This is a genomic window from Streptomyces blattellae (assembly GCF_009709555.1).
GTDB lineage: Bacteria > Actinomycetota > Actinomycetes > Streptomycetales > Streptomycetaceae > Streptomyces > Streptomyces blattellae.
Window position 1 is genome coordinate 1 of record NZ_WJBG01000143.1, and the last position, 13,637, is coordinate 13,637.

A 13,637-nucleotide genomic window follows, 5' to 3' on the forward strand; every position below is an offset into this window, starting at 1 on the left:
TGAACCGCCCCGAGTTCGATAGAGATCTCAGATGGTTGTTGTGACCTGGTGTTTCGTGGTTCCCAGGTAGTAGTTGGTCTCGTATTCGACGGGCGGGATGTGGCCTATTTCACCGTGGAGTCGGCGGTGGCAGTACCAGTCAACCCATTCGGCGGTAGCCAGCTCGACCTCGCTCAGGGTCTTCCAGGGGCGGCGGGGCTTGATGATCTCGGTCTTGTACAGGCCGATCGTCGACTCCATCAGCGCGTTGTCGTAGGCGTCGCCGACCGAGCCGATCGAGGCCGCGATGCCGGCGGCGTCGAGGTGTTCGGCGAGCTTGAACGACGTGTACTGGCTGCCCGCATCTGAGTGATGAATCAGCTCGCCAGGGATGTGGGGGCGGCCTTCACGGTCGCGCTGCCAAAGCCCCATCTCCAATGCATCCAGGACGAGTTGGGTCTCTTTGGAGGTGGAGGCGGACCAGCCGACGATGCGGCGGGAGAAGGTGTCCACGACGAAGGCGACGTAGACGACCCCCGCCCACGTGGCCACATGCGTGAAGTCGGCGACCCAGCAGCGGTTCGGTGCGTCGGCGACGAACTTGCGGTCCACCCGGTCCGGTGCCCGGTCGGCCGTTTCGTCGGGGATCGTGGTGATCACTCTCTTGCCCCGCACGGCGCCGGCGATGCCCATCTCGCGCATCAGCCGCTCGACGGTGCAGCGGGCCACCCGGTGGCCCTGGCGGTTCAGCTCGCGCCAGATCTTCCTTGCCCCGTAGACACGGAAGTTGGACGTGTAGACCTCCTGGATCAGCTCCTTGAGTTCCTCGTCCCGCACGGTTCGCGCGGACGGGTTCTGGAGTCGTTTCTTGTGGGCGTAGTAGGTGGATGGGGCGATCTTGCAATCGTGCTCGGACAGCACGCGGCAGATCGGCTCGACACCGCCGAAGCGGTCCCGGTGCTCGTCGATGAACGCTACGAGCGCAGGTGTGGCCGGTCGAGCTCGGCCGCGAAGAAACTCGCCGCAGCCTTCAGGATCTCGTTCGCCCGCTTGAGTTCAGCGTTCTCCCTCTTCAACGCCTTGATCTGCGCGGACTCCTCCGTCGTCGTCCCCGGCCGCTGCCCGGAGTCGACCTGGTCCTGCCGCACCCACTTGCGCAGCGTCTCATTCGAGCCGATGCCCAGTTTCTCGGCCACGGCCTTGATCGCGGCGGACTCGGTCGGGTAGTCGCCGCGAACTTCGGCGACCATGCGCACCGCGCGACGGCGCAGCTCAAGCGGATAGGAGGAAGGTCGTGCCATGACTCGATCCTTTCACGAAATCGAGTCTCCATTCGAGCCGGGGCGGTTCAGTACAGCACCATCGTGCTGCATTACCGCTTGGATGCCATCGACTGGGAGGAGCTGATCGGCTATCTGCGATGGTGGTGCTCCAACGCCGTCTTTCAGGAGTACTGGGACATGACCAGTGACGCCCGCCAGTCCTTGGCGCACGGGTCGCTGGAGGCGAGGGTGGGCCGCGCCGTGGACGAGATGATGGAGGAGCTGGCCGACGGCAGGGACTGGTGGGTCGTAGGCCCTTCCGAGTGAAGGGGGCGACGCAAGTGCGCTTCAGCCTGCTAGCCTCGCGGAACCGCGTTCAACCTCCCGTTCCAGGGCTGGACTTGACCCTGTGCGGGCCTAGACAGAGAGCTTCCGCGTGCACAGCGATCTCCCCGTAGTCAGTATCGTCCGCCGACTCGGGGATTCGCCCCGTCAGCGAGGAAGCATGTCGGGCGACCATTGCCCGGACATCCTGGAACTCAGCGACGGCAGCTTCGCGGTCATCGGCACCGACAGGACCGAGGAACTGGACGGAAAGCTGCCGGCCGATGCCTCACGAGCCGACTACGAGCGCATCGTCGTGATCACCCGCGAGACCCTTCTGCGCGCCAAGAAGGACATCCCCGAGGCCTGACGGACGCTCAGGGCCCGGATGCCGTGTGCCGCATCCGGGCCCTTCGTATGCCGGTTGTCCGTCAGCCCACGCCCGTCACCACACCTGTCAGCGCACGACCGTCAGCCCACGACTGTCAGCCCACGCCCGTCAGCCCACGACCGTCCACGTGTCGCCGCCGGCGAGCAGCGTCGCCAGGTCGCCTTTGCCGTGCTGTTCGATCGCCGTGTCGAGCTGGTCGGCCATCTGGGTGTCGTAGACGGGCCGCTCTACGGAGCGCAGGACGCCGATGGGGGTGTGGTGCAGGGTGTCCGGGTCGGCGAGGCGGGACAGGGCGAACGCCGTGGTCGGCGAGGTCGCGTGGGCGTCGTGGACCAGGACCCGCGCCTCGTTCTCCGGAGTGACGGTCACGACCTTGAGGTCGCCGGTGTGCTCGTCCCGTACGACGCCCTTCGAGCCCTCGGCGCCGAAGCGGATCGGCTGCCCGTGCTCCAGCCGGATCACCGCCTCCTCGGCCTGCTGCTTGTCCTTGATCGCGTCGAAGGCGCCGTCGTTGAAGATGTTGCAGTTCTGGTAGATCTCGATCAGCGCCGTGCCCGGGTGGGCGGCGGCCTGGCGCAGCACCTCGGTGAGGTGCTTGCGGTCGGAGTCCACCGTCCGGGCCACGAAGGACGCCTCGGCACCGATGGCGAGGGACACCGGGTTGAAGGGCGCGTCCAGGGAGCCCATCGGCGTCGACTTCGTGATCTTGCCGACTTCGCTCGTCGGGCTGTACTGGCCCTTCGTGAGGCCGTAGATCCGGTTGTTGAACAGCAGGATCTTCAGGTTCACATTGCGGCGCAGGGCGTGAATGAGGTGGTTGCCGCCGATGGACAGCGCGTCGCCGTCGCCGGTGACGACCCACACGCTCAGGTCGCGGCGGGAGGCGGCCAGGCCGGTCGCGATGGCGGGGGCGCGGCCGTGGATGGAGTGCATGCCGTACGTGTTCATGTAGTACGGGAAGCGGGAGGAGCAGCCGATGCCCGAGACGAAGACGATGTTCTCCTTGGCGAGGCCCAGCTCCGGCATGAAGCCCTGCACCGCGGCGAGGATCGCGTAGTCACCGCAGCCGGGGCACCAGCGCACTTCCTGGTCGGACTTGAAGTCCTTCATGGACTGGCGGGCCTCGGCCTTGGGAACGAGCGAAAGCGCCTCGATCGTGCCCGTGCCTTCCGTGGACGTCTCAGCCATCGAGGGCCTCCTTGAGAGCCGTGGCGAGCTGTTCGGCCTTGAACGGCATGCCGTTGACCTGGTTGTAGCTGTGCGCGTCGACCAGGTACTTCGCCCGGATCAGCGTGGCGAGCTGACCGAGGTTCATCTCGGGCACGACCACCTTCTCGTAACGCTCCAGCACCGCGCCGAGGTTCCGCGGGAAGGGGTTGAGGTGCCGCAGATGGGCCTGCGCGATGGACTCCCCGGCCCGGCGCAGCCGCCGTACCGCCGCGGTGATCGGCCCGTACGTCGAGCCCCAGCCCAGCACCAGCGTCCGCGCGCCGTCCGGGTCGTCGACCGCCAGTTCCGGCACGTCGATGCCGTCGATCTTCGCCTGCCGGGTGCGGACCATGAAGTCGTGGTTGGCGGGGTCGTAGGAGATGTTGCCCGTGCCGTCCTGCTTCTCGATGCCGCCGATGCGGTGCTCCAGGCCCGGTGTGCCCGGGATCGCCCACGGCCGGGCGAGGGTCTGCGGATCGCGCTTGTACGGCCAGAAGACCTCGCTGCCGTCCTGAAGGGTGTGGTTCGGGCCCTGCGCGAACTGCACCCGCAGGTCGGGGAGGTCGTCGATGTCGGGGATGCGCCAGGGCTCCGAGCCGTTGGCCAGGTAGCCGTCGGACAGCAGCATCACCGGCGTGCGGTACGCCAGCGCGATACGGGCCGCCTCCAGTGCGGCGGCGAAGCAGTCGGCCGGCGTCTGCGGGGCGATGATCGGGACCGGGGCCTCGCCGTTGCGGCCGAACATGGCCTGCAGCAGGTCGGCCTGCTCGGTCTTGGTCGGCAGACCGGTGGACGGGCCGCCGCGCTGGATGTCGATCACGAGCAGCGGCAGCTCCAGGGAGACCGCGAGCCCGATGGTCTCGGACTTCAGCGCCACACCGGGACCGGACGTGGTGGTGACGGCCAGCGCACCGCCGAAGGCCGCGCCGAGGGCGGCGCCGATGCCCGCGATCTCGTCCTCGGCCTGGAAGGTCCGTACGCCGAAGTTCTTGTGCTTGCTCAGCTCGTGCAGGATGTCCGAGGCCGGGGTGATCGGGTACGAGCCCAGGAACAGCGGCAGGTCCGCCTGACGGGACGCGGCGACCAGTCCGTAGGACAGGGCCAGGTTCCCGGAGATGTTGCGGTAGGTGCCGACCGGGAAGGCCTTCGCGGCCGGGGCCACTTCGTAGGAGACGGCGAAGTCCTCGGTCGTCTCGCCGAAGTTCCAGCCCGCGCGGAACGCGGCGATGTTGGCGGCCGCGATGTCGGGCTTCTTGGCGAACTTGGCGGTGAGGAACTTCTCGGTGCCGTCGGTGGGCCGGTGGTACATCCAGCTCAGCAGGCCGAGGGCGAACATGTTCTTGCTGCGCTCGGCCTCCTTGCGGGTGAGGTCGAACTCCTTGAGCGCCTCGACGGTGAGCGTCGTCAGCGGCACCGGATGGAGGCCGTAGCCGTCGAGCGAACCGTCCTCCAGGGGGCTCGCGGCATAGCCGACCTTCTGCATCGCCCGTTTGGTGAACTCGTCCGTGTTGACGATGATCTCCGCGCCGCGCGGCAGATCGGCGATGTTCGCCTTCAGGGCGGCCGGGTTCATCGCGACCAGCACGTTCGGCGCGTCGCCCGGGGTCAGGATGTCGTGGTCGGCGAAGTGCACCTGGAAAGACGAAACGCCCGGCAGGGTTCCTGCGGGCGCGCGGATCTCGGCGGGGAAGTTCGGCAGCGTCGACAGATCGTTGCCGAAGGACGCCGTCTCCGAGGTGAAGCGGTCTCCGGTGAGCTGCATACCGTCACCCGAGTCCCCGGCGAACCGAATGATCACTCTGTCCAGCCGGCGGATGTCCTTCTCTCCTGCCGGTTTGCGCTGCTCTCCCACGACGGCTTCGTCGGCCTGCTCCGCTGGGCTGCTGACCTGGCTGGTCACTGAACTGGACCTCCCTTGAGGCGGCTGTCCGGGAACGGCCTTCCCGCAGACCCTTCCCAGTTCAACCCTACGTCCGTAAGGGTCGCCTTCCCTCGGCCATTCGCATGATGGACACAGCTTTGAGACGATTCGCCGCCCTGACTTGTCATGATTTCCCGCCCTGTGGCGCTTCGCACTCGGGTCTCGCCCGTCCGACCCCCCTGTACGACTGACACGGTGTCAGGTCCTCAGGAGTTCAGGTAGGTCAGTACGGCGAGAACGCGCCGGTGGTCGCCGTCGCTCGGGGACAGGCCGAGCTTCAGGAAGATGTTGCTGACGTGCTTCTCGACGGCGCCGTCGCTCACCACGAGCTGCCGGGCGATCGCGGAGTTGGTCCGCCCCTCGGCCATCAGGCCCAGGACCTCCCGCTCCCGTGGGGTGAGTCCCGTGAGCACGTCCTGCTTACGGGAACGGCCGAGCAGCTGTGCGACGACCTCCGGGTCCAGGGCGGTGCCGCCCTCGGCCACCCGGACCACCGCGTCCACGAACTCACGCACCTCGGCTACCCGGTCCTTGAGCAGATACCCGACCCCGTGGCTGGAACCGGCCAGCAGTTCGGTGGCGTACCGCTCCTCCACATACTGCGACAACACGAGCACGCCCAGTCCGGGATGCGCCTTGCGCAACTGCACGGCCGCACGAACGCCTTCATCGGTGTGCGTCGGCGGCATCCGTACGTCGGCCACGACCACGTCGGGCAGCGATCCGGCCGCGTCCAGCTCACCGATCGTCTTGATCAGCGCGTCCCCGTCGCCCACCCCGGCCACGACCTCATGACCCCGGTCGGTCAACAGCCGAGTCAGCCCCTCCCGGAGCAGCACCGAGTCCTCGGCGATGACCACACGCACCCTGTCCTCCACGATCCTTCGGCCCCCCACAGCCCGACAGCGCCCACCAAGACCCCCAGCATCCCAGCAAACGCCCGCGACCGCGCCCGAGCGGCGGAAATGGGGGAGGTGGAGGAGGGAAGAGGTGGCGGAGGGAAGAGGCGGCGGAGGGAAGAGGCGGCGGAGGGAAGGCGGCCGACCGACGGCTCCGCCCAGCTGCACCCGAGCTGCGGGCATTCGTCCCGCCTGGGGCGGCACGGGTGGGCGCAGGCGGCACCTCGCCGACGCCGGGCTGCACGATCCACCCCACCCCACCCCACCCCACCCCACCCCACCCCATCCGCAACCGCGCCGCGGCTGCGTAACCCACCCCCGCCCGGCTACAACGGCGCCGCGGCTGCGTAACCCACCCCCACCCACCCCCACCCACCCCCACCCACCCCCACCCCCACCCAGTCCCCGGCCAGCCCTCGGCCCTTCCCCCGTCACCTGATCACAACCTGTTCACACCCGCTCCCCCCGCCAAGGCAACTCCGCAGTCACCCGCGTCGGCCCCCCCACCGGCGAATCCACCACCAAGATCCCGTCCACCGCGTCCAACCGCTCCGCCAGCCCCGCAAGCCCCGACCCCCCACTCACATCGGCGCCCCCCACCCCGTTGTCCACGACCTGGAGCATCAGCCGGTTCTCCACCCGCCACACGTCCACCGCCGCCCACGTGGCCCGCGAATGCTTGCTGATGTTCTGCAACAGCTCCGACACCGTGAAGTACGCGATCCCCTCGATCGCCGGCGCCGGCCGCTCCACCAGATCGACATCCACCTGCACCGGCACCGCACACCGGGACGCCACCGCGGACAGCGCCGCATCCAGCCCCCGGTCCGTCAGCACGGCCGGATGAATCCCCCGCGCGAGATCCCGCAGCTCCTGCAGCGCCGTCTTCACCTCACCGTGCGCCTCGTCCACCATCCGCGCCGCGGCCTGCGGATCCTCCGCGAGCTTCTCCTTCGCAAGCCCCAGATCCATGGCCAACGCAACCAGCCGCGCCTGCGCCCCGTCGTGCAGATCCCGCTCGATCCGCCGCAGGTCGGCCGCCGCCGTGTCGACCACGATCCCCCGGTCCGACTCCAGCTCCACGACCCGTGTCGCCAGCCGCGACGGCCCGAGCAGCCCGTGCACCAGCAGCCGGTCCACCGTGGTCAGCGCCCGTACGATCCAGGGCGTGGCCAGCGTGAACAACAGCCCCACCAGTGCCGAGACGGTGATCTCGAAGGGGTTGTCGAGGTAGACGCGGTGGGTCTCGTCGCCGTACAGCTGCAGTCCGTCCTGACCGCCGTACACCGGGAAGAGCCAGAACCACAGCGGATACGTCAGCAGCGCCCAGCCGTACGCCCACACGTTCACGGCGACGACGAAGGAGAACACCGCCCAGGGCAGATGCAGCACCGAGTACAGCAGCGCCCGCCACGACGAGCCGCTCTTGAGTACGGCCCCTATCCAGCCCATCGCGCCGGTCTTCCGTATCCGCAGCGGCTCGGGCGCGGCCACGTCGAGCCGCAGCAGCCCCCGCGCCCGTGCCCGCTCCAGCGACCCGAACCCCCGGCACCCGGCGAGCCCCGCCGCCAGCACCGGAATCCCGAGGAAGGTGACCAGCAGGCCCGCGCCCAGCGCCACCATCGTCACGGAGTAGACGAAGAGCAGGATGCTGATCGGCAGGCTGAGCAGCACATATGCGAACTCGCGCCAGCTACGTGCCTCGAACGGCGCCCGCAGCCCCGCCGGCAGCCGGCGCCGCCGGGTGTCGGCGGGGTACTCGGCGGGGTAGTCAGCAGGATGTCCGGCGGGATGTCCGAGCCCGCTGTCGCCCTGGGCGTAGCCCTGTCCGTAATCCGTGGCCATCGGCGTCGTCCGTTCTGCTCGGCCTACTCGACCTGCTCGTTGTCGTACCGCGGCTGTGCCGCCGTACCCCCACACTGCTCTGCCGCAGGTCCGCGGACCATGGAGTCCGTCGGCCTCTTGGACGGGGGGTTTTCCCTACCCCCGGCTCTGCTGACGGTCCGCCGGCGCGCGGTCCCGCCACGGCAGCTCGGCCGTCACGGTCGTCGGGCCGCCGGCCGGTGAGTCGACGATGAACAGGCCGTCCACGGCGTCCAGCCGCTCGGCCAGGCCCCGCATACCGGTGCCGCCGTCGAGGCTCGCGCCCCCGCGCCCGTCGTCCCACACCTGGATCAGCAGCCGGTCCGCCGACCGCCACACGTCGACCGACGCGGTCCGCGCCCCACTGTGCTTGCTGATGTTCTGCAGCAACTCGGAGACGGTGAAGTAGGCGATGCCCTCGATCGCCGCGACCGGCCTGGCGTCCAGGTCTGCCGTCACCTTCACGGGCACGGTGCAGCGCGAGGCGACGGAGGAGAGCGCCGCGTCCAGGCCCCGGTCGGTCAGGACGGCGGGGTGGATCCCGCGGGCGAGGTCGCGCAGCTCCTGGAGCGCCAGCTTCACCTCGCCGTGCGCCTCCTCGACCATCGCCGCCGCGTAGTCCGGGTCCTCCAGCAGCTTCTCCTTGGCCAGGCCCAGCCCCATGGCCAGATTGACCAGCCGCGCCTGCGCCCCGTCGTGCAGATCGCGCTCGATGCGCCGCAGGTCGGCGGCGGCCGTGTCGACCACGACCCCGCGGTCCGACTCCAGTTCGGCGATACGGCGCTCCAGCTCGTCCGAGGGCGACAGCAGCCCGCGCACCATCCCCCGGTCCGCGTTGGTCAGCCCCCGCGCGATGAACGGCAGCACCGGCCACAGCACGAACAGCGAGACCAGCGTGACGGTGAAGGTGAGGATGCCCCAGGGCAGCCGGATGAAGTCGTACAGCACCGTGCGCCAGCCCACCGGGTCCTTCAGCGCCATCCACAGCCGCCGGAAGAAGCCGCCCCGGCCGCGGATCCGCAGCGGACTCGGCTCGTCCACCCGCACCCTGAGCAACGCCCTGGCCCGCTTGCGTTCCAGCTTGCCCAGCTGCCGCGCCCCCATCAGACCGAGCGCGAGCAACGGCAGGCCGATCACCGTGATGCTCAGCCCGGTGCCGAGCCACAGCACGGCGACGGCGTAGACGAACCCGAACAGCGCGACCGGAAGGTTCAGCAGGAGATGCACGATCTCCTTCCAGGTCTGCGGATGAAAGGCGAAGCGGGCCGGTGGCAGGCGCTCGGCATCCGGAGCCGCGGCGTGGTGACGGGTCATGCCGGTGTCGGCTGTGCGTGCGGTCATATGGGCTAGCGTGCCGCGCGACGGGCCGCCGCGCCATGAGGTCGGCCGCCGGGATACCCGGGGGAAAACCCCACCCCTGTGGACCAAGGCGTGACGGCCCGCTTACCGTCGCTTTATCAGGGCCTAGACTCCCGTGCGTACAGATCGTCGAACGCAGGGTTCACGTGGGTCACGAGGTCAGGGAGTGAGGACGGACGTGCGCGATTCGACCGTCGTCGTCGCGGCGGACTACTTCCAGTCATACTCGGTTGTGGGGCTGCTCGCCGTCATCGGCGTGCTGTTCGTCGCCGTCGCCTTCGGCGCCGGACGCCTGCTGCGGCCCGTGGTCCCCACCCCCGAGAAGCTCCTGACGTACGAGTGCGGAGTCGACCCCGTCGGCGAGGGCTGGGCCCACACCCAGGTCCGCTACTACGTCTACGCCTTCCTGTACGTCATCTTCGCCGTCGACTCGATCTTCCTGTTCCCGTGGGCGACGGTCTTCGCCGCGCCCGGCTACGGCGCGGCGACGCTGGTGGAGATGTTCCTGTTCCTCGGCTTCCTGGCCGTGGGCCTGCTGTACGCCTACAAGAAGGGCGTCCTGGCATGGACGTGACCCCCGATCCCGTGCTGCTGCCGGAGCCGAAACGGCTGGGCGCCCTCGCCCGCCTCGCCCCCGAGCCGATGAAGGTCGTCCTGAACTGGGGCCGCCGCTACTCGCTCTGGGTCTTCAACTTCGGCCTCGCCTGCTGTGCGATCGAGTTCATCGCCGCGTCGATGGCCCGCCACGACTTCATCCGGCTCGGCGTGATCCCGTTCGCCCCCGGTCCGCGCCAGGCCGACCTGATGGTCGTCTCCGGCACGGTCACCGACAAGATGGCCCCCGCCGTCAAGCGCCTGTACGAGCAGATGCCCGAGCCCAAGTACGTCATCTCCTTCGGCGCGTGCAGCAACTGCGGCGGCCCGTACTGGGACTCGTACTCCGTCACCAAGGGCGTCGACCAGATCATCCCCGTGGATGTGTACGTGCCGGGTTGCCCGCCCAGGCCCGAGGCGCTGCTCCAGGGGATCATCAAGCTCCAGGAGAAGATCGCCCGGGAGTCGCTGGGGGAGCGGTACGGAACTCCCGCCGGGCGTCCGTCGGCGGCGGCGCTGCAGAGCGGGCTGGTGCGGGGGCCTGGGGCGTCCCGGGGGCCTGGGGCGTCCGCGGTGGAGCGCGGTGCCGCGAAGGACGCGGATGGCGATGGCCGTACCCCCGGGCACGGCGCTGCGGACGGCACCACGGACGGCACCACGGACGGCACCACGGACGGCGCTACGGGGGAGTCCCGATGACCGGCGCCGTCGGCTGGCTGCCCGCCCCCACCGAGGAGCTCTTCGGCCCGGAGGCCACGGCCGAGGAGTCGTACGAGGTCCTGACCGTCGACGTTCCGGCGTCGGCCTGGACCACGGCCCTGCGGACCGCCCGCGACGAGCTGGGCTGCACCTATTTCGACTGGCTCAGCGCCGTCGACGAACCCGGCACGGGTTTCCGCGTCGCGGCCCATGTCGCCGCCCTCTCGCCGGTACGACGCCTGCTGCTCCGTACGACCGTCCCGCACGAGGCCCCCGCCCTGCCCACCGCCATCGGCGTGTACGCGGGCGCCGCCTGGCACGAACGCGAGACCCACGAAATGTTCGGCGTCCACTTCGAGGGCCACCCGGCCCTGGACCACCTCCTCCTGCCGGAGACCTTCGAGGGCCACCCCCTCCGCAAGGACTTCGTCTTGGCCTCCCGCGTCGTCAAGGCCTGGCCGGGCGCGAAGGAACCGGGCGAGTCCGAGCACGGCGGCCCCAAACGCCGCCAGATGCTCCCCCCGGGCGTCCCCGACCCCAACGAATGGGGCCCCCTCAAAGGCCAACTCCCGCCCGCCCCCGCCCGACCCGCCCGGGCTGCCGCAGCGCGCGGCACCGGCGAGCGCCCTGCCCGAGCCGCCCGCACGGGCCCAGGCGACCGCCCCGTACGCCGCACCCGTACGGCGTCGGAGGGCTCAGCGAGCCAGCCCGCGACGCCGTCGGGTAGCACCGGGACGCCGGCGGGCAGCTCGCCGCCGGCGGAGGACACACCCTCGGCTCCGTCGACTGCACCAGCTCCGCCCGCTGCTTCGGCTTCCCCGGACTCTCCGGTTTCCCCGGCCGCCTCGGACTCTCCGGTTTCCCCGGCCGCTTCGGGTTCTCCGGCCGCTTCGGGTTCTCCGGCCGCTTCGGGTTCTCCGGCTCCTCCGGCCCGACCGCGTCGCTCGCGGAGCGTGAGCGAGGGCTCGGCCTCGCAGCGCACGCAGGCAGCGACGCCGGAGCCGGAGGGGGAGGCGATGGATGAGGGCACGGGGACGCCGGAGGGTGGGGAAACGCCGGAGGGTGGGGAAACGCCGGAGGGCACGGGGACGCCGGGGGACGTGGGGACGCCGGAGGGCGCGGCGGACTCCGCCCCCGCTAAGCCGCCCGTGGCTCCCCGCAGCGCGGATGCCCCCTGGCACCACGCCCGCCCCGCCTTCGACGAACCCGAGCCGAAGGGGGCGGAGCGGTCCGGCGAGGCCACCCGGGATCCCGGCGACGAGAACGCGGACGTCAGTCAGGAAAGCCCGGACCCCGAAGGCTCGACTCCCGAGCCCCCGGACCCCGAGGGCTCGACTCCCGAACCCCCGAACCGCGAAGGCTCGACCCCCGAGCCCCCGGACCCTGAAGACCCCGCGGGAGGCCCGCAGTGAACGACGTGCTCGACGTCACCCTGCGACTCCTGATCGTCTTCGCCGTCTTCCTCACCTTCCCCCTGATCATCGGCCAGACGGAGCACAAGGTCATGGCCCATATGCAGGGCCGCCTCGGCCCCATGTACGCCGGTGGCTTCCACGGCTGGGCCCAACTAGTCGCGGACGGAGTGAAGTTCGCGCAGAAGGAAGACGTCGTCCCGGCCGGCGCGGACCGCCGTATCTTCCAGCTCGCCCCCGCCGTAGCCCTCCTCCCGTACCTCCTGGTCCTCCTCGCCATCCCCATCGGCCCGGGCGAGGGCGCGGTCGGCGAGGTCATCGACGCGGGCATCTTCTTCGTCCTCGCGGTGATGGGCGTAGGCGTCCTCGGCTCGCTCATGGCCGGCTGGGCCTCCGCCAACAAGTTCTCCCTCCTCGGCGGCCTGCGCACCGCCGCCCAACTCCTCGCGTACGAACTCCCGATGCTGCTCACCGCCGCCTCCGTCGCCATGGCGGCCGGCACGGTCTCACTGCCCGGCATCCTCGACGCCTTCGAGTGGTGGTGGCTGCCCTGGCAGATCGTCGGCGCGATCGTCTTCTTCGTGGCGGGGCTGGCCGAACTGCAGCGCCCCCCGTTCGACATGCCGGTCGCCGACTCGGAGATCATCTTCGGCGCCTACACCGAGTACACCGGCCTCCGCTTCGCCCTCTTCCTCCTCGCCGAGTACGCCGGAATCGTCGTCCTGTGCGGTCTGACCACCGTCCTCTTCCTGGGCGGCTGGCACGGTCCCTGGGGCGCCGACGGCCTCGGCTGGGTCTGGACCCTGCTGAAGACGGCCGTCCTCGCCTTCATCGTGATCTGGCTCCGCGTGACCTATCCCCGCCTGCGCGAGGACCAGCTCCAGAAGCTCTCCTGGACCCTCCTCGTCCCCCTCTCCCTCGCCCAGATCGCCCTCACCGGCATCGTGAAGGTGGTGATCCAGTAGCCATGCCCCGCCCGTCGATTCCTGGGTCCGGCCTCGCCAAGGGCCTCGCCGTCACCCTCCGCACGATGACGAGGAAGTCCGTCACCGATCAGTACCCGGACGCCCAGCCCGATCTGCCGCCCCGCACCCGCGGCGTCATCGGCCTGTTCGAGGAGAACTGCACGGTCTGCATGCTGTGCGCCCGCGAATGCCCGGACTGGTGCATCTACATCGATTCCCACAAGGAGACGGTCCCGCCCGCGGCCCCCGGCGGCCGCGAGCGCAGCCGCAACGTCCTCGACCGCTTCGCCATCGACTTCGCCCTCTGCATGTACTGCGGTATCTGTATCGAGGTCTGTCCTTTCGACGCCCTGTTCTGGTCCCCGGAGTTCGAGTACGCCGAGACCGACATCCGCGACCTCACCCACGAACGCGACAAGCTCCGCGAGTGGATGTGGACGGTCCCCGCCCCACCTGCCCTCGACCCCGCCGCCGAGGAGCCCAAGGAAATCGCCGCGGCCCGCAAAACCGCCGAGAAGCTCGCCACGGCACAGGCCGAAACGGCCTCCACCGCAGAGCGCGATCCCGGTGCCGCCGGTCGGCCTGGGGCCCCGTCGACCTCCGCGTCCGAGGACCCGCCCGGCGCGACCCAGCAGGCAGCCCCCAAGTCGTCCACCGCCCCCAACGACACCCCCGACGCCACCCCACCGGCCAAGCACACCGACCCGGGGGCCGCCGATCCGCAGGCCAGGCCCACCGACCCGCAGGTCAGGCCATCGGA

Annotated in this window: 12 protein-coding genes and 1 pseudogene; 7 read left to right on the forward strand and 6 right to left on the reverse strand. The window is 70.0% G+C overall.

Translation table 11 applies throughout. The features are described 5' to 3' along the window. Positions 1-27: 27 nt before the first annotated feature. A protein-coding gene (locus GFH49_RS15505) for an IS3 family transposase (protein ID WP_230396121.1) occupies positions 28-1,280 on the reverse strand; the annotation gives its coding sequence in 2 pieces (ribosomal slippage) (positions 28-998 and positions 998-1,280; 1,254 coding nt in all). A 63-nt stretch (positions 1,281-1,343) separates the two neighbouring features. Here GFH49_RS15505 and GFH49_RS15510 point away from each other — a divergent pair. Both GFH49_RS15510 and GFH49_RS15515 read left to right on the forward strand, forming a co-directional pair. Beyond that, the gene (locus GFH49_RS15510) at positions 1,344-1,568 is read left to right on the forward strand and encodes a DUF6082 family protein (protein WP_155056470.1); all 225 of its coding nucleotides are present in this window, start codon (positions 1,344-1,346) and stop codon (positions 1,566-1,568) included. A 178-nt stretch (positions 1,569-1,746) separates the two neighbouring features. Further along, positions 1,747-1,935 (forward strand): hypothetical protein, encoded by a 189-nt coding sequence (locus GFH49_RS15515; protein WP_155056471.1) that lies wholly within the window; start codon positions 1,747-1,749, stop codon positions 1,933-1,935. Between the two features lie 129 nt (positions 1,936-2,064). Here GFH49_RS15515 and GFH49_RS15520 read toward each other — a convergent pair whose 3' ends face one another. The 5 genes from GFH49_RS15520 to abrC1 all read right to left on the reverse strand — a co-directional run bounded on the left by GFH49_RS15520 (position 2,065) and on the right by abrC1 (position 9,189). After that, the gene (locus GFH49_RS15520; RefSeq protein WP_155056472.1) at positions 2,065-3,144 is read right to left on the reverse strand and encodes a 2-oxoacid:ferredoxin oxidoreductase subunit beta; all 1,080 of its coding nucleotides are present in this window, start codon (positions 3,142-3,144) and stop codon (positions 2,065-2,067) included. After that, a complete protein-coding gene (locus GFH49_RS15525; RefSeq protein WP_155056473.1) occupies positions 3,137-5,065 on the reverse strand; it encodes a 2-oxoacid:acceptor oxidoreductase subunit alpha in 1,929 nt (642 codons plus the stop codon). The genes GFH49_RS15520 and GFH49_RS15525 overlap by 8 nt, the downstream gene beginning before the upstream one ends. A gap of 227 nt (positions 5,066-5,292) precedes the next feature. After that, positions 5,293-5,952 carry a response regulator AbrC3 gene (gene abrC3 / locus GFH49_RS15530; protein ID WP_328288279.1) on the reverse strand — a complete coding sequence of 220 codons (660 nt, stop codon included), beginning with the start codon at positions 5,950-5,952 and terminating at the stop codon, positions 5,293-5,295. A 483-nt stretch (positions 5,953-6,435) separates the two neighbouring features. After that, positions 6,436-7,830 carry a sensor histidine kinase AbrC2 gene (abrC2, locus tag GFH49_RS15535; protein WP_155056475.1) on the reverse strand — a complete coding sequence of 465 codons (1,395 nt, stop codon included), beginning with the start codon at positions 7,828-7,830 and terminating at the stop codon, positions 6,436-6,438. Between the two features lie 135 nt (positions 7,831-7,965). Next, on the reverse strand, positions 7,966-9,189 hold the full coding sequence (gene abrC1, locus GFH49_RS15540) for a sensor histidine kinase AbrC1 (RefSeq protein WP_155056476.1): 1,224 nt from the start codon (positions 9,187-9,189) through the stop codon (positions 7,966-7,968). Positions 9,190-9,385: 196 nt separating this feature from the next. Here abrC1 and GFH49_RS15545 point away from each other — a divergent pair, with 196 nt between their 5' ends. The 5 genes and pseudogenes from GFH49_RS15545 to GFH49_RS15565 form a co-directional block, all read left to right on the forward strand. After that, entirely contained in the window at positions 9,386-9,781 is a 396-nt protein-coding gene (locus tag GFH49_RS15545) for an NADH-quinone oxidoreductase subunit A (protein WP_230396310.1), read from the forward strand. Positions 9,782-9,849: 68 nt separating this feature from the next. Continuing rightward, positions 9,850-10,212, forward strand: a pseudogene (locus GFH49_RS41820) (NADH-quinone oxidoreductase subunit B); the annotation flags it as partial. Beyond that, positions 10,200-11,912: an NADH-quinone oxidoreductase subunit C gene (locus tag GFH49_RS15555; protein WP_521969755.1), complete on the forward strand. Its 1,713-nt coding sequence runs from the start codon at positions 10,200-10,202 to the stop codon at positions 11,910-11,912. The pseudogene GFH49_RS41820 and the gene GFH49_RS15555, both read left to right, overlap by 13 nt. Further along, complete coding sequence (locus GFH49_RS15560) at positions 11,909-12,877, forward strand: complex I subunit 1/NuoH family protein (RefSeq protein ID WP_155056480.1); 969 nt, start codon at positions 11,909-11,911, stop codon at positions 12,875-12,877. The genes GFH49_RS15555 and GFH49_RS15560 overlap by 4 nt, the downstream gene beginning before the upstream one ends. Positions 12,878-12,879: 2 nt before the next feature. Then, on the forward strand, positions 12,880-13,637 hold a 758-nt coding region (locus GFH49_RS15565; protein WP_230396311.1), incomplete at its 3' end, for a NuoI/complex I 23 kDa subunit family protein.

Excerpts from the sequence above, each read along its gene's own strand:
- abrC1 (WP_155056476.1), bottom strand. The coding sequence starts at position 9,189 with ATGACCGCACGCACAGCCGACACCGGCATGACCCGTCACCACGCCGCG.
- GFH49_RS15520 (WP_155056472.1), bottom strand. The coding sequence starts at position 3,144 with ATGGCTGAGACGTCCACGGAAGGCACGGGCACGATCGAGGCGCTTTCG.
- GFH49_RS15515 (WP_155056471.1), top strand. The coding sequence starts at position 1,747 with ATGTCGGGCGACCATTGCCCGGACATCCTGGAACTCAGCGACGGCAGC.
- abrC2 (WP_155056475.1), bottom strand. The coding sequence starts at position 7,830 with ATGGCCACGGATTACGGACAGGGCTACGCCCAGGGCGACAGCGGGCTC.